An 18,097-nucleotide genomic window follows, 5' to 3' on the forward strand; every position below is an offset into this window, starting at 1 on the left:
GCGGGCCCTGGCGCAGCCACGGCGCGCCGGGCCCGGTTCTCGACACGGGGTCTCAGAGCTGGCCGGACTCGACCTGCTCCTCGGCGTAGTACCCGGAGTCGACGAGGATCTCCTCGTAGTTGGACTCGAGGACCATCTGCACCTCCAGCAGGTAGGAGGGGACCACCTTGACGCCGTTGTCGTAGGTCTCGGTGTCGTTGGCCTCGGGCTCGGAGCCGGTCAGGTAGGCCTCGGCGGCGACGATGGCCTGCTCGGCCAGGTCGCGGGTGTCCTTGAAGATGGTCGAGGCCTGCACGCCGTCGGCGACGAGCTTGATGGAGGTGATCTCCGCGTCCTGCCCGGTGACGATCGGCAGGCCCTCCTCGATGGTGGGGCCGAGCCCGGCGTTCTGCAGGGCGTTGATGATGCCGCGCGAGAGCGGGTCCGCCGGGGCGAGCACGCCGTGCAGCTCCTCGCCGCCGTTGTAGTGCGTGGTCAGCAGGTTCTCCATGCGGGTCTGCGCGGTCTCCTGCTCCCAGCGCTGGGTGGCGGCCTGCTCGATGCCGGTCTGCCCGGCGGGGACGACCAGGGTGCCCCCGTCCATGTAGGGCTGCAGGGTGTCCACGGCGCCCTGCCAGAACAGGTGGACGTTGTTGTCGTCGAGCGAGCCGACGAACAGCTCGATGTTCAGCGGGCCCTCGGGGGCGTCGCCCGCGGGCTCGAAGGACTCGTCCAGCAGGCCCAGCCCGAACAGCAGGTAGTTGGCCTGGTTCACGCCCACCTCGTAGTTGTCGAAGGTGACGTAGAAGTCGACGTTCTCGCTGTCGGTGAGCAGCCGGTCGTAGGCGATGACGGGGATACCCGCGGAGGCGGCCGCGTCGAGCTGGGCGGAGAGCGAGGCGCCGTCGATCGAGGCGATCAGCAGGGCGGCGACGCCCGAGGTGATCATCTGGTCGATCTGCTGCTGGGTGGGCATGGCGCCGCCGACGGTGAGGTCGCTGGGGTCCGCGTCGGGATCGGGCCCGCCGGATCCGGCGCCCTCGCCGCCGCAGGCCGCCAGGCCCAGGGCCGCGCCCGCGGCGGTCGCTCCGAGCAGGAAGCTTCTCCGGTTGTGCATGGGTCTCCTCCTTGAGACGTCGTCCGACGGCACATCCGGGCCGTCGAGATCTCCCGCGAGTCACCGGTGGTCGACGGCACCCTCGCCGTCCGTCCACGCCTGCACTCGCGAGAGGGACCGCAGCGATGCGGTCCGCGCTCCGCTCCGCCGATGGCGCAGAGCTGGTCGGATGCTAACGTTCACACTCTCCGGCGTGTCACGCAGGTCCCGGACACCGCGGGTCACGATGCCGCAAAGTGGCGGCGGACCGGGACGCAGTCGACATACTCGTCCCGCAGCTCGTCCCGCGACCCCGCCCCTCCCGAGAGGAACCCCGTGAGCGCACCCTCCCGCCGCCCCTCGATGGCGGATGTCGCCCGCCGCGCCGGGGTCTCCATCCAGACCGTCTCCCGGGTGCTGAACGAGCCGGAGCTGGTGCGCGAGAGCACCCGCGAGGCCGTGACCGCCGCGATCGCGGACCTGGGCTATATGCGCAACCGCGCCGCCCGCGCCCTGAAGACCACCCGCTCCTCGCTGATCGGGGTGCTCACCGACGGCACCGGCCTGTTCGGCCCCAGCGAGACCACCACCGCCATCGAGGCGGCGGCCCGGGAGGCCGGCTACGCGGTGCTGCTGACCACCGCCCGCCCGGGGGACGAGGGCCGCGCCGTGGGCGCCGAGCTGCACGGCTCCGGCGCCGACGGGATCGTCGTGATCGCGGGGCACGACGCGATGCTGCCCGCGGTCGAGGCCGTCGCCCGCACCACCCCCGTGCTCGCCGTGACCGCCGAACCCTCGGACCTGCCCGGGGTGCGCACGGTCGGCGTGGACCAGCGGGCGGGCGCCCGACAGGTGGTCGAGCATCTGCGGGAACGCGGCCGGGGACGGATCGCGCATCTGGCGGGCCCCGAGGACTGGGCCGATGCCCGCGCCCGGCGCGACGGGGTGCTCGAGGCCCTGGAGGCCACGGGCATCGACGGCGAGGTGCTGGCCGGGGGCGACTGGACCCCCGCCTCCGGCGCGGCCATGACCGAGCGGCTGCTCGCGGCCGGGCGGCCCGACGCGATCTTCGCGGCCAACGACCTGATGGCGATGGGCGTGCTGCACACCCTGGCCCGCCACGGCCTGCGGGTGCCCGAGGACGTCGCGGTGGTCGGCTTCGACGACGTGATCGGCGCCGGGTACCTGCGTCCGGGCCTGACCACCGTCGCCCAGCCCTTCTCGGGTCTCGGGCACGAGGCGCTCACGCAGCTGGTGGCCGCCGTCGAGGGCGGCGCGCCTGCGGAGGTGTCGCAGGCCCTCGCCCCGACCCTGGTGGTGCGCGGCTCCACCGACCCCGCCGCCTGAGCCGCGCAGCACCCGCCGCGGCGCGCTGGCCAGCACCGTCGCCCGGAGAGCACGGATGTCCGATGTGAACGTTGACATGCTTCGACGGGGCTGGTTGTCTGAGCCCATGACGCACGACGACGTGTCCCCCGCCGACCCCGCCGCGACCATCCGCGAGGGCCGCGCCCACCTCGGTATCGAGCTCGGCTCCACCCGCATCAAGGCCGCCCTGGTCGACGACGCCGGGACCGTGCTGGCCATCGGCTCCCACGCTTGGGAGTCGTCCCTGAGCGACGGCGCCTGGACCTATCCCCTGCAGGACGCGCTGGACGGCGTGGCCGCCTGCTACGCGCAGCTCGCCGCCGCGGTCCGCGAGCGGCACGGGGAGGAGCTCACCGAACTGGGATCCCTCGGCATCTCCGCGATGATGCACGGCTACCTCGCCCTGGACGCGGACGGCGAGCAGATCGCGCCCTTCCGCACCTGGCGCAACACCTTCACCGCGGACGCCTCCGCCCTGCTCAGCGAGACCCTCGCCCTGAACATCCCCCTGCGCTGGTCGATCTCCCACCTGCTGCACGCCGTGATGGGCGGCGAGGAGCACGTGGCGCGGATCGCCGCGATCACCACCCTGTCCGGATGGGTGCACGAGAAGCTCACCGGGCGCCGCGTGCTGGGCGTCGGCGACGCCTCCGGCATGTTCCCCATCGCCGCCTCCGGGGACGCCTTCGACGCCGTGCTGCTGGAGCGCACCGCCGCCATGGACGCCCTGGCCGAGGTGCCCTGGTCGCTCGCCGGGATCCTGCCCGAGGTGCTGGTCGCCGGGCGGGACGCCGGCACCCTCAGCGAGGACGGCGCCCGCCTGCTCGACCCCTCCGGCACCCTGCGGTCCGGCGCGATCACCGCCCCGCCCGAGGGCGACGCCGGCACCGGCATGGTCGCCACCGCCGCCGTCGAGCCCCGCACCGGCAACGTCAGCGCCGGCACCAGCGCCTTCGCGATGGTCGTGCTCGAGGGCGCCCTCTCCGGCCCCCGCGAGGAGATCGACATGGTCACCACCCCGGCCGGGGACCCGGTGGCGATGATCCACACCAACAACTGCACCGGCGACCTCGACGCCTGGCTGCGGGTGATCGGCGCCGCCGCGAGCCTGCTCGGCGCCGAGGTCGACACCGAGGAGCTCTACTCCCGGCTGTTCCGCGCCGGGGCCGAGGGCGCGGCCGACGCCGGCGGGGTGCTCAGCTACAACTACATCTCCGGGGAGCACCAGACGCAGGTGCCCTCCGGCCGCCCGCTGCTGGTGCGCGGCCAGGACGCCGACTTCACCCTGAACAACTTCATGCGCGCCCAGCTGCACGGCGCCTTCGGGGCGCTCGCGGTCGGCATGGAGGCCCTGCGCAAGGACGAGGGCGTGCGCCTGGACGTGATGTACGCCCATGGCGGCATCTTCCGCACCGCCGGCGTCGCGCAGCAGGTGCTGGCCGACGCCCTGGAGACCCCCGTCGCCCTCGGCGAGTCCGCCGGGGAGGGCGGCGCCTGGGGCATGGCCCTGCTCGCCGGCTACACCGCCGCCCACGCCCGCGGCGAGGAGCCCGGCACCCTCTCCGCGCACCTGGCCTCCCGCATCTTCGCGGATCAGGAGCTGACCACCCTGCGCCCGGACCCCGAGGGCGTCGCCGGCTTCGCCCGCTGGCTGGAGGCCTACCGCGACGGCCTGCCCGTCGAGCGTCTGGCCGGCGAGCGCCTGGCCTGACCCGGCGCACCCGACCGCATCACGGGGCGGCCCCTCGCCGGATCCGCCCTTCGCACCTGCATGACCCCGCCCGGCACGCCCCTGTGCCCCGTCCTGCCCCAGGAGACGCGATGCCCCTCGTCCTCACCGAGCTGCCCGAGACCGTCCAGGAGGCGGTGGCGGCCACCCGCGAGCGCGTGGCCGCGCTCCACGCCGAGCTGCCCCGCAACGGCCTGGTGGTCTGGACCGCCGGCAACGTCTCCGAGCGGGTGCCGGGCACCGAGGCGGCCGGCGTGCCCGGGCTGCTGGTCATCAAGCCCTCCGGCGTCTCCTACGACGAGCTGAGCCCCGAGGCGATGGTGGTGTGCACCCTGGACGGCGCGAAGATCGCCGACGGCACCCCCGAGCGCCTGACCCCCTCCTCGGACACCGCGGCCCACGCCTACGTCTACGCGCACCTGCCCGAGGTGGGCGGGGTGGTCCACACGCACTCCACCTACGCGACCGCCTGGGCGCGCGCGGCGAGGAGATCCCCTGTGTGCTGACGATGATGGGCGACGAGTTCGGCGGCCCGATCCCCGTCGGCCCCTTCGCGGTGATCGGCGACGACTCCATCGGCCGCGGCATCGTCGAGACCCTGCGGGACTCCCGCTCCCGGGCGGTGCTGATGCAGAACCACGGCCCCTTCACCATCGGCTCCGACGCGAAGGACGCCGTGAAGGCCGCCGTCATGTGCGAGGAGGTGGCCCGCACGGTCCACATCTCGCGCCAGCTCGGCGAGCCGCTGCCCATCCCCCAGGAGCTGATCGACTCGCTCTTCGCGCGCTACCAGAACGTCTACGGCCAGCACGCCGAGCAGGGTTGACACTGCACAGACCTGAACGGGCCGGTGCAGGTCTCAGCAGGTCACGGGCAGGTCACAGCCCGTCCGGGCACGCGAAGCAGGTCACGTCGACGGGTCCCGTCGCCAGGCACGGCAGGGGGACCGAGATCACGCTGCACGCACCCTCGATCCCGGCTACCACGCCTCCCTGTGAGAACATGGGGCGCATCGCCCGTAGATCAGCGTGCCTCCGCACCACCCCGGCACGGCCCTGCGAGCGCCTTCCCCTCGAGCTCGTCCCGGTGGTGGAGCGCGTCGCGGCCGCAGCCCGCGGAGTCGCGCACCGACCGCGAGAGGATGGACCGCGATGAGCAGTACCGAGAGTCAGGGCTCGGGCACCATGCCCGAGGACTCCACGCGCCACGACCCGACCGAATGGCCGGAAGACCTCCCCGAGAGCGTCCACCTGCCCAAGCATGTGCAGATCGCCGACGAGGACGACGACGAGCAGATCACCGAGAAGCTGCGCCGCCAGGGCGCCCGCATCTCCAAGGGCACGATCGCCCCGGCCGTGTTCTTCCCGGCCCTCATCATCATCCTGGGCGTGGCCGTGCTGGCCGTCCTGTTCCCCACCTCCTCCGGCGAGGTGCTCAGCGGCACCCAGAACTGGATCGTGGCGAACCTGGGCTGGTTCTACATGCTCGCGATCTTCATCTTCGTGATCTTCGCGATCGTGCTGGCCATCTCCCCCTCCGGCCGCATTCGCCTGGGCCGTGACGACGACGAGCCCGAGTTCGGCCTGCTGTCCTGGTTCGCGATGCTCTTCGCGGCCGGCATGGGCATCGGCCTGGTCTTCTACGGCGTGGCCGAGCCGCTCGGCTTCACCACCACCAACGTCAAGCCCGGCTGGGAGGGCGAGGGCGTCGAGCTCTCCGGCCTCGCCATGGCGCAGACCTTCATGCACTGGGGCGTACACCCCTGGGCCGCCTACGCCGTGATCGGCCTGGGCCTGGCCTACGCGATCCACCGTCGCGGCCGCCCCGTCTCCATTCGCTGGGCGCTCGAGCCGATCTTCGGCGAGCGCGTCAAGGGCTGGGTCGGCGACGTCATCGACGTCCTCGCGATCGTCGGCACCGTGTTCGGCATCGCCACCTCGCTGGGCCTGGGCGTTCAGCAGATCGCCGCCGGCCTGAGCGCCATCGGCCTGGTCGGCGAGGCCACGAACACCTTCCTGATCATCCTGATCGTCGTCATCACCTTCCTGGCCACCCTCTCCGTGGTCTCGGGCGTCGGCGTGGGCATCAAGTGGCTCTCCAACGCCAACCTGTCCCTGGCCGGCATCCTGATGATCGTGGCGCTGGTCTTCGGTCCCACCGTGTTCCTGGCCCAGAACTTCATCGAGTCGCTCGGCATCTACCTGGCGAACTTCTTCAACATGACCCTGGACATCGGCGCCTACTCGCGCGACGAGGCCTCGCAGTCCTGGTTCTCCGGCAACACCCTGTTCTACTGGGGCTGGTGGATCGCCTGGTCCCCCTTCGTGGGCGTCTTCATCGCCCGCATCTCGCGCGGCCGCACCGTGCGCCAGTTCATCACCGGCGTGCTGCTGGTGCCTTCGCTGGTGGGCATGATCTGGTTCTCCATCTGGGGCGGCAACGGACTGTTCCGCCAGTGGTTCGGCGCGGGCGACCTCGGCGAGATCACCGCCGAGGAGTCGATGTTCCGCATCTTCGAGGACTTCCCGGCCACCGGGCTGCTCTCGATCCTGGGCATCGTGCTGGTGACGATCTTCTTCATCACCTCCTCGGACTCCGGCTCGCTGGTGGTGGACATGCTCGCCTCCGGCGGCCACCCGAACCCGCCGATCTGGTCCCGCGTGCTGTGGGCGCTGCTCGAGGGCTTCCTCGCCATCGCGCTGCTGCTCTCGGGCGGGCTGACCTCGCTGCAGGCCGGCTCGCTGGTCACCGCGCTGCCGTTCTCGATCATCCTGCTGATGATGTGCGTGGCGCTGATGAAGGCCCTGGCCCTCGATCACGCGGTGCTGAGCCAGCACGAGCGCATCGAGCGCATCGAACAGGTCACCGAGTACATCACCGGGGAGTTCAGCTCCGGCCTGGCGGACAACGAGCACCTCGAGCACTACGTGGACGAGCGCATCGACTACCGCCTGAACCGCACCCGCGGCGCCTTCGACCCGAAGGGCAAGCCGGCCAAGCCCGGCCGTCGCCTGGGCTCGGCGAACCCGCCGCAGTGATCCTGCCGCCGGTCCCGCCCCGAGCGTGACCGGCGGTGACGGAAAAAGGGACGCCGGTGTGCACCCACCCCCTCCTGGGGGTCGGCTGCACACCGGTGTCCCTTTTTCGGTGCCCGCCCGCGCAGCGGCGGGACCGGGGCTCGGGGAGGGGTGGGGCCTCCCTTGACACCTCGCGATGTTAACGTTCACACTGAGGGGGTCAGACGGCGCCGTCGCCCCGCGGCCGCTGCCGCCCCCTCTCCGGAAAGAGTCACCGTGGACAATCCGTTCGAGACCCGTGAGATCTGGTTCCTCACCGGCAGCCAGGGCCTGTACGGCCCTGAGACGCTGGACCAGGTCGCCGAGCAGTCCCGCACCATCGCCGAGACCCTGGACGCCGCCGCCGACATCCCGGTGCGGATCGTCTGGAAGCCCGTGCTCACCGACCGCGACGCCATCCGCGAGACGGCCCTCGCGGCCAACGCCGACCCGGCCTGCATCGGCGTGATCGCCTGGATGCACACCTTCTCCCCCGCCAAGATGTGGATCCAGGGCCTGGACGCCCTCACCACCCCGCTGCTGCACCTGCACACCCAGGCGAACGTCGCCCTGCCCTGGGACAGCATCGACATGGACTTCATGAACCTGAACCAGGCCGCCCACGGCGACCGCGAGTTCGGCTATATCGCCACCCGCCTCGGGGTGCGCCGCACCACCGTCGTCGGCCACGCGAGCGACCCCGCCGTGCAGGCCGACGTGGCCCGCTGGGCCCGCGCCGCCACCGGCTGGGCCGAGCTGCACCAGCTGCGCCTGGCCCGCTTCGGCGACAACATGCGCAACGTCGCGGTCACCGAGGGCGACAAGACCGAGGCCGAGCTGCGGCTCGGCGTCTCCGTGAACACGTGGGGCGTGAACGACCTGGTCGCTGCCGTGGACGCGGTGGAGGACGCCGCGGTCGACGCCCTGGTCGCGGAGTACGAGGAGCTCTACGACGTGGCCCCCGCGCTGCGCGCCGGCGGGGACCGCCACGAGTCCCTGCGCTACGGCGCCCGCCAGGAGCTGGGCCTGCGCTCCTTCCTGGAGGGCGGCGGCTTCGGCGCCTTCACCACCAACTTCGAGGACCTCGGCGGGCTGCGGCAGCTCCCGGGCCTGGCCGTGCAGCGGCTGATGGCGGACGGCTACGGCTTCGGCGCCGAGGGCGACTGGAAGACCGCGATCCTGGTGCGGGTCGCCGCCGTGATGGGCCACGGCCTGCCCGGCGGCGCCTCCCTGATGGAGGACTACACCTACGAGCTCACCCCGGGGCAGGAGAAGATCCTCGGCGCCCACATGCTCGAGGTCTCCCCCTCGCTGACCACCGCGACGCCCACCCTGGAGATCCACCCGCTGGGCATCGGCGACCGCGAGGACCCGGTGCGCCTGGTCTTCACCGCCGACCCCGGCCCCGCCGTCGTCGTCGCCATGAGTGACCTGCGTGAGCGCTTCCGCCTCACGGCCAACGTGGTCGAGGTGGTCGAGCCCGACGCCCCGCTGCCGAAGCTGCCCGTGGCCCGCGCGATCTGGGAGCCCGCCCCGGACTTCCGCACCTCCGCGACCTGCTGGCTCGCCGCCGGCGCCGCCCACCACACGGTGATGTCCACCGCGGTGGACCTGGAGACCTGGCAGGTCCTCGCCGAGATCGGCGACCTGGAGCTGGCGGTCATCGACGAGGACACCACCGTGCGCGGCTTCGCCCAGGAGCTGCGCGTGAACCAGGTGTTCCACCGCCTCGCCCAGGGCTTCTGAGCAGCATGGCCGGTACTCAGCACCTCGCTGATCCGGGCGTGAGCTGGTCCGGGACGGTCGCCTACGGTCCCGGGCCGCTGCACGCCCCCGCCTCGGTCCCCGAGCTGCAGGCGCTGGTGGCCGGGGCCTTCCGGATCCGGGCGCTCGGCACCCGGCACTCCTTCTCCACCATCGCCGCGAGCGACGGCCCGCTGGTGACCCTGCAGGCGATGCCCGCGGACATCGAGGTCGACACCGTCGCCCGCACCGTGCGGGTGGCCGCCGGGGTGCGCTACGGCGAGGTGGCCCGGGCCGTCGAGGCGCAGGGCCTGGCGCTGGCGAACATGGGCTCGCTGCCGCACATCTCCGAGGGCGGGGCCGGCTCGACCGGCACCCACGGCTCCGGCGACGACCTCGCCGTGCTCGCCGCCTCCGTCCGCGCGGTGGAGATGGTGGGCGCCGAGGGTGACCTGGTGCGCCTGACGCGCGAGGACGATCCGGAGGTCTTCGGCGGGGTGGTGCTCTCCCTCGGGGTGCTCGGCGTCTTCACCCACCTCACCCTGGACCTCGAGCCCGCGGCCGACTGGGCGCAGGTGGTCCACCGCGACGTACCCGCCGCGGAGGTCACCGCGGAGGGGCTGGACGCCCTGCTGGGCGGCGCCACCAGCGTGAGCCTGTTCCACCGCTGGGACGGCCGCATCGACCAGGTCTGGTCCAAGCAGCGCCTGGACCCTGACCGGGAGGTCGCCGCGCAGCTCCCGCCGGTGATCTGGCACGGCGCCCGCCGCTCCCCCGACCCCGTGCACCCGCTGCCGGAGCTGTCCGCCGACTCCTGCACCGATCAGAGCGGCACCCCCGGGCCGTTCGTCGAGCGGCTGCCGCACTTCCGGATGGAGTTCACCCCCAGCGCGGGCGAGGAGATCCAGTCCGAGTACCTCGTGGCCCGCGGGGACGTCGCCGCGGCCCTGGCCGCCGTCAGCGAGCTCGGCAAGCGCATCCGCCCCCTGCTGTACGCCTCGGAGCTGCGCACCGTCGCGGCCGACGAGCTGTGGCTCTCCCCGGCCCACGGCCGCACCAGCGCCTGCGTGCACTTCACCTGGCGCAGCAGGCCCGCGGAGGTGAAGGCGCTGCTGCCCGCGATCGAGGAGCGCCTGGCACTCTTCGCCCCGCGGCCGCACTGGGGCAAGGTCTTCACCACCGACCCGACGGAGGTGCGGTCGCAGTACCCGCGCCTGGAGAACTTCCGGACGCTGCGGGACCGTCTGGACCCGGACCGCGTGTTCGCCAACGCCTTCGTCGACCGGCTGCTCGGGGACTGACCCCGCGCGCTCAGAGGGCGCGCAGCACCTCGGTCATCCGGTCCATGGTGCGGGCCGCCTGGGCGAGGCCGAGCTTGTCGAGGTGGCCGTGGGTGACGCCCTCGCGCACCTCGCAGGCCACCTCCACCCCGGCCGCGGCGAGCTGCTCGGCATAGCGGCGGGCGCCGCGGCGCAGGTCGTCGTACTGGTCGACCTCGATGTAGGTGGGTGGCAGCGCCGCGAGCTGCGCGGGCCCGGCGAGGCCCGGGAAGTCCAGCGGGCCGGCCTGTTCCAGGGGCGCCCCGAGGTGGGCCTCCGCCATGGAGCGCATCTTCTCGGGCGGGAAGCCGAACAGGGCGGGCATCTCCGCGAGGTCCCGGGCCTCCTGGGCGGTGGGCTCGGGGTTCATCGGATGGGTGACGGGGTAGATCAGCAGGGAGGCGGCGGGGGCCGCGCCCTGCCCGGCCAGCTCCAGGGCGGCGGCCGCGGCGAGGTTGCCGCCGGCGCTGGTGCCGCCGAGGGCGAGGCGGGCCGGGTCCACGCCCAGCTCGGAGGCGTTCTCGCGGGTCCAGGCGACGGCGGCGACGACGTCCTGCCGCGGGATCGGCGCGTGGATCTCGGTGCCGTCGTGCCCGGGGATCGCCCGGGCCGGGGAGCCGCCGGGCGGCTCGTCGCAGAGGCGGTAGTCGACGGAGACGACCACGGCATCGGCCCGCCCGGCGACGCCGCGGGCGGTGGCGTCGGCCTCGGACATGTCCAGGTCGCCGTGCTGGAAGGAGCCGCCGTGGCACCACACCAGCGCAGGCCGTGGCGCCTCCGCCCGACCGGCCGGGGCGTAGATGCGCAGCGGCACGGGGCCGTGCGGACCGGGGGCGGTGGTGTCCCGCACCCGCGGGTCCCAGCTCTCGGCCGGGCCGTAGGGCGCGTTCCAGGCCTCCTCCGCCCCATCGGGCGCCTCTGACCAGTCGGCGAGGCCAGCCAGGGCGCGGAGCCGCGCGGGCATGGCCTGCGCGGGGTCGGGGGCGAGCGGCTGCGACATGGGGTCTCCGATCGACGGGGAGCTGATGGTGCCCAGGTACCGGGCGGGTGCTCGCGGCGGGATCAGGGCAGGTGGAAGTACTGCGGCAGCACCTGCTTCTCCCCGCCGCCGGGGGCGAAGTACTCCCCCATCGCCGCCTCCCAGCGGGGGCTGATGGAGGCCTCGGCGATGGCGCGCTGCGCGGTCCCGACGTCCTCGGCCTCGAAGTAGCCCACCACCATGCCGTCCTCGGGGCGCAGGAACAGCGAGTAGTTGCGCCAGCCGGCCGCGGTCAGCGCCTCGCGCATCTCTTCCCAGACGTGCTGGTGGGCCTCGACGTAGTCCACCAGGCGTTCGGGCCGCACGTGCAGCAGGAAGCAGCAGCGCTGCGGGCTGCGGGCGGCGCTGGTGGTGAGCAGGCGGTCCAGCTCCGGGCGGTCCTCGGCAGGCACCGCGGTCGTCGCGGTCGTCGCGGCCTTCTGATGGGTTCCGTTCATCGTGCCACCCGCTCCCCGTAGCGCTCCTGCTCGATCTGCTCGAGGGTCTTGCCGCGGGTGTCGGGGGCGCCGATCACGCCGATCAGCAGGGAGGCCAGCAGGAAGCCGATCATCAGCACGCCCACGAAGGGCACGCCCTGGGTCTCGAGCATGACCGGGAAGAAGTAGCTGAGCACGCCCACCAGGATGCGGGCCACGAAGAACAGCACGCCCTGGGCGGTGGCCCGGTAGGGCGTCGCGAACATCTCGGCGGTCCACAGGGCGTAGAAGGCCTGGGCGCCGATGCCGGCGGAGACGCCCCAGAGCACGGCGAAGAGGATCAGCAGCGGCATGGTGACGTGCGCGAACACCAGGATCATCCAGGCGGCGATGCCGAGGGCGGCGCCGATGCCGTAGAGCAGGCGACGGTCCACCCGGTCGCCCAGCCGCATGAAGCCGAGATAGGTGGCGATCACGGTCATGGTCCACAGCAGCACCTGCAGCAGGTTCTGGCTGGCCGCGCTCTCCACCCCGGCGGTGGCGTAGACGCGGGGCATGAAGATGCCCATCTGCCCGGCCACCAGGTTCCACAGCGAGTAGACGCCGATGAGGAACAGCAGCGCGGTGATGTTCTTGCGGTGCGAGAGCAGCTCGCGGATGCCGCGGTGGCGCACGAGGGCACCCTGGGCGGCGCGGGCCTCGCGCTCCTTCTTCTGCTCGGTCCAGATATCGGATTCGGCCAAGCCGCGGCGCACCCACCAGGTGATGAAGGCGACCACGAAGAGGTGGGCGAAGATGATCCGCGACCCCAGCAGCCCCAGCGGCACCAGGGCGGTGGCGATCGCGAAGACGATGGCGGGGCCGAGCGACCAGGCCAGCTGCGCGGTGCCGACGTGGCGGGCGCGGTGGGCGTGAGGTGCCTGCTCGGCGATGTAGGTCCAGGCCACGGGCACGCCCGCGCCGACGGCGATGCCGGTGAGGACCACGCCGAGCACAAGCATCCAGGCCTCGGCGGCGAAGACCACCAGCAGGGTGCCGATCATGTAGAGGATCAGGTCGTAGGTGTAGATGAACTTGCGGCCGTAGCGGTCGCCGAGGGGTCCGCCGATCATCGCGCCGATGGCGGCGCCGAAGGCGTTGGCGGAGATCGCGGCGACCAGGCCGACCACCCAGTTCGAGAAGCCGAAGAACTCCTGCCAGAAGGTGAGGCTGGTGGCCAGGGCGATGATCGAGCCGGCCTCGATGTAGTTGGACATCGCGACAGCGATGGTCGCCTTCCAGCCGCGGACGCGGGCCGGGGCGGCGGGCGGTGCGGGTTCCGGTGGGGCCGGGCTCGCGGGGGTGGTGCTCATGGGCGGTCTCCTTCGACGGCGTTCGCCCCCGGGTGGGGAGCGGCGGGTGAAGCGCGGGCGGCGGTGCGGGGCGCTCCGGCGGCCTTGTCGGCCGGACACCGGGATGCTAACGTCCTTCTTGAGTCGTTTCAAGACGGGCATGTCGCCGGTGGACGAGCATCGTCCGCCCGACCGGGCAGGTCTCCCGCCCCGCACCCCGTCGACCCCTGAGCGAAGGAGCTTCCGTGTCCCCCACCACCCTGCCCGCCCCGATCGCGCGCGACCTGACCGACTTCGGCATCGAGGTCCCCAGCTGGGGCTACGGGAACTCCGGCACCCGCTTCAAGGTGTTCTCCACCCCCGGCACCCCCCGCGACCCCTTCGAGAAGATCGCCGACGCCGCGCAGACCCACGCCTTCACCGGCGCCGCCCCGCGGGTGTCCCTGCACTACCCCTGGGACCGGGTCGAGGACTGGGCGGGCCTGCGCGACCACGCCGCCGAGCAGGGCGTGGCGCTGGGCATGATCAACTCCAACACCTTCCAGGACGAGGACTACAAGTTCGGCTCCCTCACCCACTCCGATCCGGGGGTCCGGCGCAAGGCCATCGACCACCACCTGGAGTGCCTCGAGGTGATGCGGGAGGCCGGCTCCCACGAGCTGAAGATCTGGCTGGCCGACGGCACCAACTACGCCGGCCAGGACTCGATCCGGGCCCGGCAGGACCATCTGGGCGACTCGCTGCGGGAGATCTACGCGGGCCTCGGCGCCGGCGAGCGCCTGGTGCTCGAGTACAAGTTCTTCGAGCCGGCGTTCTACCACACGGACGTGCCGGACTGGGGCACCAGCCTGCTGCACTGCCTGGCCCTCGGCGAGCAGGCGATGGTGGTGCTGGACACCGGCCACCACGCCCCCGGCACCAACATCGAGTTCATCGTCGCCCAGCTGCTGCGGCAGGGCCGGCTCGGCGCCTTCGACTTCAACTCCCGCTACTACGCCGACGACGACCTCATCGTCGGCTCCGCGGACCCCTTCCAGCTGTTCAGGATCCTGGTGGAGATCGTCCAGCAGGGCGCCCACCGCCCCGAGTCCGGGGTGAACTTCATGCTGGACCAGTGCCACAACCTGGAGTCCAAGATCCAGGGGCAGATCCGGTCCGTGATGAACGTACAGGAGATCCTGGCCAAGGCCCTGCTGGTGGACCGCGCGGCGCTGGCCGACGCGCAGGCGCGGCACGACGTGCTGGAGGCGCACGCGGTGCTGATGGACGCCTTCTGGACCGACGTGCGGCCCGCGCTGGCCGCCCTCCGCGAGGAGCGGGGCCTGCCCGGCGACCCCTTCGCGGCCTTCCGCGCCAGCGGGTACGAGCAGAGGATCGCCGAGGAGCGCGTCGGCGGGAACCAGATGGGATGGGGAGCCTGAGCATGAGCAGCATCGACGCTTCGACGGACACCGGCGCGCGGGCGACGATCGACGCCCTGATCGCCCGCAGCAACACCCTCGGCGCGGACCCGGCGAACACCAACTACGCCGGCGGCAACACCTCCGCCCAGGGCACCGCCCCCGACCCCGTCACCGGGCAGGACGTCGAGCTGCTGTGGGTCAAGGGCTCCGGGGGCGACCTCGGCACCCTCACCGAGCAGGGCCTGGCCGTGCTGCGCCGCGACCGTGTGCTCGCCCTGCGTGACGTCTACCCCGGGGTGGAGCGCGAGGACGAGATGGTCGCCGCCTTCGACCACTGCCTGTTCGGCTCCGGCGGCGCCGCCCCCTCCATCGACACCGCCATGCACGCCCTGGTCGAGAAGGCCCACGTGGACCACCTCCACCCCGACGCCGGCATCGCCCTGGCGACCGCTGCCGACGGCGAGCGCCTGACCCGCGAGTGCTTCGGCGACGAGGTGGTGTGGGTGCCGTGGCGGCGCCCCGGCTTCCAGCTGGGCCTGGACATCGCCGCCATCCAGGCCGAGAACCCGCAGGCCATCGGCTGCATCCTGGGCGGGCACGGCATCACCGCCTGGGGCGACACCTCGGAGCAGGCGCAGGCGAACTCCCTGGCCGTCATCGAGCGGGCCACCGCCTTCCTCGCCGAGCGCGGCACGGCCGAGCCCTTCGGAGCTCACGACCCGTCGCGCGCCGCCCTGCCCATGGCCGAGCGCCGCGCGAAGGCCTCCGCGCTGTTCCCCGTGGTCCGGGGCCTCGCCTCCACGGACGCCCCGATGGTGGGCCACTGGACCGACAGCGAGGACGTCCACGAGTTCCTGGCCTCCGCGAAGCTCGCGGAGCTGGCGGAGAAGGGCACCTCCTGCCCCGACCACTTCCTGCGCACCAAGGTGAAGCCGCTGGTGCTGGACCTGCCCGCCGACGCGCCCGTCGAGGAGGCCGTGGCCCGGCTGCGGGAGCTGCACGAGGCCTACCGCGCGGACTACACCGCCTACTACGAGCGCCACGCCGGGGCCGACTCCCCCGCCATCCGCGGCGCCGACCCGGCGATCGTGCTGGTGCCCGGCGTCGGCATGTTCTCCTTCGGCGCCGACGCGCAGACCGCGCGGGTGGCCGGGGAGTTCTACGTCAACGCGATCCACGTGATGCGCGGCGCCGAGGCCGTCTCCACCTACACCCCCATCGACGAGGCCGAGAAGTTCCGCATCGAGTACTGGGCGCTGGAGGAGGCCAAGCTGCAGCGCCGCCCGAAGCCCAAGCCACTCGCGACCCGGGTGGCGCTGGTGACCGGCGGCGGCTCCGGCATCGGCAAGGCCACGGCCGAGCGCCTGGTCGCCGAGGGCGCCTGCGTGGTCATCGCGGACCTGAACCTCGAGAACGCCGAGGCCACCGCCGCGGAGCTGGGCGGGCCGGACAGGGCCGTCGCCCTGCGCGCGGACGTCGCCGACGAGCAGGCCGTGATCGCCGCGATCGACGAGGCGGTGCTCGCCTTCGGCGGGCTCGACCTGATCGTGAACAACGCGGGCCTGTCGCTGTCCAAGCCGCTGCTGGAGACCACCGCGAAGGACTGGGACCTGCAGCACGACGTGATGGCCCGCGGCTCCTTCCTGGTCTCCCGCGAGACCGCCCGGGTGATGATCGCCCAGGGCATGGGCGGGGACATCATCTACATCTCCTCGAAGAACTCCGTCTTCGCGGGCCCGAACAACATCGCCTACTCGGCCACCAAGGCCGACCAGGCCCACCAGGTGCGGCTGCTCGCGGCCGAGCTCGGAGAGCACCAGATCCGCGTCAACGGCATCAACCCCGACGGCGTGGTGCGCGGCTCCGGCATCTTCGCCGGCGGCTGGGGCGCCTCCCGCGCCAAGGTCTACGGGGTGCAGGAGGAGGACCTGGGCGCCTTCTACGCCCAGCGCACCCTGCTCAAGCGCGAGGTGCTGCCCGCGAACGTCGCGAACGCCGTGTACGCCCTGACCGCCGGGGACCTCTCCCACACCACCGGGCTGCACGTGCCGGTGGATGCGGGCGTGGCCGCTGCCTTCCTGCGCTGACCCCCATGACGACGACGCACACTCCCGCCGCGGGCGGAGCGGGCCCGTCCGTGCGGGCGGTGGCCGCGGTGGACCTCGGCGCCACCTCGGGCCGGGTGATGCTCGGCGTGCTCACGGCCGGCGGGGTCGCGGAGCTGGTGGAGGCGCACCGCTTCCCCAACGGCCCCGCCCCGCGCCGGGGGCACCTGTGCTGGGACGTCGACGCCCTCTGGGAGGGCATCCGCACCGGCCTCACCGCCGCCCATGGCCTCACCACCGAGCGCGGCCTGGCGGGGATCGAGGCCATCGGCGTGGACGCCTGGGCGGTGGACTACGTGCTGGTCGGCCCGCCGGACGACAGCGGCCGGGGCGACCGCCTCGGGGAGGCCATCGCCTACCGCGACGAGCGCACCGAGGGCGAGCCGGAGACGGTCGCCTCGCGCGTGCCGCGCTCGCGGCAGTACGCGGTCACCGGCATCGCCCAGCAGGTCTTCAACACCATCCACCAGCTGGCCGCCGAGGACCGCCTGGCGGACCTGCCCGCGGGCTCGCACGCCCTGCTGATCCCCGACTGGGTGGGGCACCTGCTCACCGGGGTGCGCCGCACCGAGGTCACCAACGCCTCCACCACCGGGATGCTGGATGCGCGCCGACGCGACTGGTCCCCCGAGCTGCTGGCCGCCGCGGGCGTCGGCCCGGAGCTGTTCGCACCGCTGGTGGAGCCCGGCACCGTGATCGGCACCGTGCTGCCGGACCTCGCCGCGGAGCTGAGCATCGGCGAGGTGCCGGTGATCGCCGTGGGCTCCCACGACACCGCCTCCGCGGTGGCGGCGGTGCCGATGACCGACCCGGGGGCCGCGTGGATCTCCTCGGGCACCTGGTCCCTGGTGGGGCTCGAGCTGGCGGAGCCGGTGCTCACCGAGGCGGCCCGGCTGCGCGGCTTCACCAACGAGGCCGGGGTGGGCGGCACCGTCCGCTTCCTCGAGAACGTGATGGGCATGTGGCTGCTCTCGGAGTGCCGCCGCGAATGGGCCGAGGCCGGGGACCCCGCCGGGCGGCAGCCGCTGGAGGAGCTGCTGGCGGCCGCCGCCCGCGAACCGGCCGGTCGCTTCCTGATCGACGCCACCGCCCCCGACTTCCTGCCGCCCGGGGACATGATCGGCCGGATCCGCCACGCCGCCGCCCGCGAGGACGACACCGCCCCCGGGACCCCCGCCCAGCTCACCCGCTGCATCCTCGACTCGCTCGCCGCCGCCTACCGGGAGGCCGTCGAGGACGCCTGCGAGGCCGCCGGGGCGCCCTTCCCCACCCGGGTGCACGTGGTCGGCGGCGGCTCCCGCAACGCCCTGCTGTGCTCTCTCACCGCCCGCAGCCTGGGTGTGGAGGTGGTGGCCGGGCCCGCCGAGGCCTCCGCGCTGGGCAACGTGATCGTGCAGGGCCAGGCCCTCGGTGCGCTCGACGCCGACCTCGCGGCGGTCCGCGCCGGCCTCGCCGCGCAGCTGGAGCTGGAGCGCTTCACCCCCTGACGGCACGCCCGTCCGGGAACGCCCTG

Annotated in this window: 12 protein-coding genes and 1 pseudogene; 9 read left to right on the plus strand and 4 right to left on the minus strand. The window is 73.0% G+C overall.

Annotated elements, in window-relative coordinates:
* Positions 1 to 52 precede the first annotated feature (52 nt).
* Positions 53 to 1,096, minus strand: a complete 1,044-nt coding sequence (locus OM98_RS02260; RefSeq protein WP_010532941.1) for a substrate-binding domain-containing protein — start codon at positions 1,094 to 1,096, stop codon at positions 53 to 55.
* 315 nt (positions 1,097 to 1,411) lie between these two features.
* Between OM98_RS02260 and OM98_RS02265 the strand changes: the two genes are divergently transcribed.
* The 6 genes and pseudogenes from OM98_RS02265 (at position 1,412) to OM98_RS02290 (ending at position 10,272) form a co-directional block, all read left to right on the plus strand.
* Positions 1,412 to 2,422 (plus strand): LacI family DNA-binding transcriptional regulator, encoded by a 1,011-nt coding sequence (locus tag OM98_RS02265; protein WP_029362634.1) that lies wholly within the window; start codon positions 1,412 to 1,414, stop codon positions 2,420 to 2,422.
* Positions 2,423 to 2,528: 106 nt separating this feature from the next.
* Entirely contained in the window at positions 2,529 to 4,154 is a 1,626-nt protein-coding gene (locus OM98_RS02270; RefSeq protein WP_010532943.1) for an FGGY-family carbohydrate kinase, read from the plus strand.
* A 110-nt stretch (positions 4,155 to 4,264) separates the two neighbouring features.
* Positions 4,265 to 4,998: pseudogene (locus tag OM98_RS14390) on the plus strand (L-ribulose-5-phosphate 4-epimerase).
* 325 nt (positions 4,999 to 5,323) lie between these two features.
* Entirely contained in the window at positions 5,324 to 7,210 is a 1,887-nt protein-coding gene (locus tag OM98_RS02280; RefSeq protein ID WP_010532944.1) for a BCCT family transporter, read from the plus strand.
* A 255-nt stretch (positions 7,211 to 7,465) separates the two neighbouring features.
* Positions 7,466 to 8,974 carry an L-arabinose isomerase gene (araA, locus tag OM98_RS02285; RefSeq protein ID WP_010532945.1) on the plus strand — a complete coding sequence of 503 codons (1,509 nt, stop codon included), beginning with the start codon at positions 7,466 to 7,468 and terminating at the stop codon, positions 8,972 to 8,974.
* 38 nt (positions 8,975 to 9,012) lie between these two features.
* The gene (locus OM98_RS02290; protein ID WP_010532946.1) at positions 9,013 to 10,272 is read left to right on the plus strand and encodes a D-arabinono-1,4-lactone oxidase; all 1,260 of its coding nucleotides are present in this window, start codon (positions 9,013 to 9,015) and stop codon (positions 10,270 to 10,272) included.
* Between the two features lie 10 nt (positions 10,273 to 10,282).
* On the opposite strand, the gene OM98_RS02295 is transcribed toward OM98_RS02290, so the two are convergent.
* From OM98_RS02295 to OM98_RS02305, 3 genes are all read right to left on the minus strand, one after another.
* Positions 10,283 to 11,290, minus strand: coding sequence for an alpha/beta hydrolase (locus OM98_RS02295; protein WP_010532947.1), 1,008 nt, complete (start codon positions 11,288 to 11,290; stop codon positions 10,283 to 10,285).
* A 62-nt stretch (positions 11,291 to 11,352) separates the two neighbouring features.
* A complete protein-coding gene (locus tag OM98_RS02300) occupies positions 11,353 to 11,766 on the minus strand; it encodes an L-rhamnose mutarotase (protein ID WP_010532948.1) in 414 nt (137 codons plus the stop codon).
* On the minus strand, positions 11,763 to 13,097 hold the full coding sequence (locus OM98_RS02305) for an MFS transporter (RefSeq protein WP_010532949.1): 1,335 nt from the start codon (positions 13,095 to 13,097) through the stop codon (positions 11,763 to 11,765). The genes OM98_RS02300 and OM98_RS02305 overlap by 4 nt, the downstream gene beginning before the upstream one ends.
* A gap of 224 nt (positions 13,098 to 13,321) precedes the next feature.
* On the opposite strand from OM98_RS02305, the gene rhaI reads away from it, so the two are divergent.
* From rhaI to OM98_RS02320, 3 genes are read left to right on the plus strand one after another with little or no spacing between them, the layout of a single operon-like run.
* Positions 13,322 to 14,497: an L-rhamnose isomerase gene (gene rhaI / locus OM98_RS02310; protein ID WP_010532950.1), complete on the plus strand. Its 1,176-nt coding sequence runs from the start codon at positions 13,322 to 13,324 to the stop codon at positions 14,495 to 14,497.
* Between the two features lie 2 nt (positions 14,498 to 14,499).
* Positions 14,500 to 16,566, plus strand: a complete 2,067-nt coding sequence (locus OM98_RS02315) for a bifunctional rhamnulose-1-phosphate aldolase/short-chain dehydrogenase (RefSeq protein WP_010532951.1) — start codon at positions 14,500 to 14,502, stop codon at positions 16,564 to 16,566.
* A 5-nt stretch (positions 16,567 to 16,571) separates the two neighbouring features.
* Positions 16,572 to 18,071, plus strand: coding sequence for a rhamnulokinase (locus tag OM98_RS02320; protein ID WP_139017544.1), 1,500 nt, complete (start codon positions 16,572 to 16,574; stop codon positions 18,069 to 18,071).
* The last annotated feature ends 26 nt before the right edge of the window (positions 18,072 to 18,097 follow it).

This window comes from Brachybacterium squillarum M-6-3 (genome assembly GCF_000225825.1).
In the GTDB taxonomy this organism is placed as follows: Bacteria; Actinomycetota; Actinomycetes; order Actinomycetales; family Dermabacteraceae; genus Brachybacterium; species Brachybacterium squillarum.

Excerpts from the sequence above, each read along its gene's own strand:
- OM98_RS02260 (WP_010532941.1), bottom strand. The coding sequence starts at position 1,096 with ATGCACAACCGGAGAAGCTTCCTGCTCGGAGCGACCGCCGCGGGCGCG.
- OM98_RS02270 (WP_010532943.1), top strand. The coding sequence starts at position 2,529 with ATGACGCACGACGACGTGTCCCCCGCCGACCCCGCCGCGACCATCCGC.
- OM98_RS02315 (WP_010532951.1), top strand. The coding sequence starts at position 14,500 with ATGAGCAGCATCGACGCTTCGACGGACACCGGCGCGCGGGCGACGATC.
- OM98_RS02305 (WP_010532949.1), bottom strand. The coding sequence starts at position 13,097 with ATGAGCACCACCCCCGCGAGCCCGGCCCCACCGGAACCCGCACCGCCC.
- OM98_RS02295 (WP_010532947.1), bottom strand. The coding sequence starts at position 11,290 with ATGTCGCAGCCGCTCGCCCCCGACCCCGCGCAGGCCATGCCCGCGCGG.
- OM98_RS02300 (WP_010532948.1), bottom strand. The coding sequence starts at position 11,766 with ATGAACGGAACCCATCAGAAGGCCGCGACGACCGCGACGACCGCGGTG.
- OM98_RS02320 (WP_139017544.1), top strand. The coding sequence starts at position 16,572 with ATGACGACGACGCACACTCCCGCCGCGGGCGGAGCGGGCCCGTCCGTG.
- OM98_RS02280 (WP_010532944.1), top strand. The coding sequence starts at position 5,324 with ATGAGCAGTACCGAGAGTCAGGGCTCGGGCACCATGCCCGAGGACTCC.